This window comes from Luteibacter sp. P4_E6 (assembly GCF_056401535.1).
This window is the reverse complement of record NZ_JBFUJE010000676.1, coordinates 1-1,844: the sequence shown is the minus strand read 5'-3', so window position 1 is coordinate 1,844 and position 1,844 is coordinate 1. Positions and strand designations below refer to the sequence as shown.

General features: G+C 63.5%; 1 protein-coding gene and 1 pseudogene. One reads left to right on the top strand and one right to left on the bottom strand.

Going from position 1 to position 1,844, the window contains the following annotated elements:
• Positions 1-1,144, bottom strand: a pseudogene (locus AC1DT2_RS22265) (S9 family peptidase); the annotation flags it as partial.
• Positions 1,145-1,319: 175 nt separating this feature from the next.
• Between AC1DT2_RS22265 and AC1DT2_RS22260 the strand changes: the two are divergent.
• On the top strand, positions 1,320-1,844 hold a 525-nt coding region (locus AC1DT2_RS22260; RefSeq protein WP_477298795.1), incomplete at its 3' end, for a hypothetical protein.

Here is a 1,844-nt window from a genome sequence, read left to right as displayed (position 1 = left end):
AGCCATCGGAGACCAGCGTGGTCGCCTTGCCCGTCGCCACGTCGATGGCGAACAGCGGATGCTGACCGTTGTCGTCCGTGGTCGTGTAGAGGGTCTTGCCATCTGCCGACACCGTAAGTGTTCCGGCGGAGCGGTCCCACGACGGATCGATTTCGTGCTTCGAGCCCGAGGCGATGTCCAGCGCCCAGATGCCGAAACGGTCAGCTTCCGAGCCGGGATCTTTCATGGCCGTATAGAAGAGGGTCTTGCCGTCCGGCGACACCACGGGGTTCGCATCCCATGCCAGGTTGTCGGCCGTGAGATTCGTCGGAGCCGCGGACCCATCGGCAGGCACGCTATAGACATCGAAGTTGGTCGACCAGGGCTCGGTCTTGCCGGCAATGCGTGCATCGAAGTACACGGTCTTACCGTCCGGCGAGAAGGAGAACTCATCTTCGCCGCCGAAAGGCTTGCTCGGAACGTCGCCATCGATATCCCGGCTTAGCAGAACCGGCTGCGAGGCGTTATTGGCGTCGGCAATGTAGAGCTGGTTGCGACGGCCGTCGGCCCAGGTATCCCAGTGACGGACGAAGAGCTTGTCGTAGACGGTGCCTGTCGACTTGTCCTTCTCCCGGCCGTCGAGGCGCTCCTTGGTGCAGGCCAGGTCAGCGCAGTCGGTAAATACCTCGTAGCTCAGGAGCAGCTTCGAGCCGTCCGGCGAGAGCTTGAACGAGCCGACATCGAGTGGGGCCGTGGTCACGGCATCGCCCGTACGGACGGTCAGGGCCAGGCCCTTGGCGTTATCGGCGTCGAACGAACGATGCCAGACCTGGGCCACCCCATCCTTCGGCGCCGAATAGAAAATGGACTTACCATCCGGCGCCCAGCGCGGCGACGAACCCTTCTCCACCACCTTCACCGGCTGGGGCGGCTTATTGAGGTCCATCACATAGATGGAGGTCACGCCCTTGTTGGCGGCGTAGTCCGTGGCGCGCACGGTAAAGAGCGCATAGCGCCCATCCGGCGACAGCTGCGGATCCCCGACGCGGTCCATCATGACCAGGTCGCGGATGGAGAAAGGATGCGGGGCGGCGCTGTCGGCGTCGGCGGCCAGGACAGGGCCGGACGCCAGCGCGAGGGCCAGCGCGGCGAGAAGTGGTTTCATGGGGGCTCCCTTGGGGTTGTGCTCGGGGAGGACGGTACGGGGGTGGGGCCTTGCATGCAAGCGGGTAGCGGTCGCCACCCGAGAGGCGTTCGCGTATCCTCGCCCGCTCACGGGCCCGTACACTATGGAAGTCCGCAGGGGATCTCATGCACTATTTCACTAAGGGACTCGCAGGGTGACCAGCGGAGCCGTGTCGCAACTTCCGGCCGGTGGCTCGCAGACAGCTAGCACTCGTGCAGCGGTCGCAGTCGCAATTCTTGCCGGACTGCTCGCCGTATTCCTCCGCTGGTACTTCGTTACACACGCCCAGGTGTTGCAGCCGCTTTACCGGGATGCTGACTGGGGAGACGCAGGACAGTACTACCGATACGCCTGGAATCTGTATCACCGCCGCCTGTTCTCTTCTGCCGCTCCGGGATCCCCACACCCCTTCTCGGACGGGTTTCGCGATCCGGCGTACCCGGCGTTGCTGGCGATCGGAATGGCTGTCACTGACAGCTACGACAGCTGGTACACCCTGGTTATTCTTAGTCAGGTAATCCTCGGCGCGGTTACTGTGACGTGCRCCMTCCTCGCGATCAGGGACGTACTGCCGACGTGGCTTCTGGCAGTAGCAGGGATCGCCATGGCATTTTGGCCACACTTGGTAAGCATACCGGCCTATGTGCTCTCGGAGAATCTCACCGCGCCACTCTGCGCC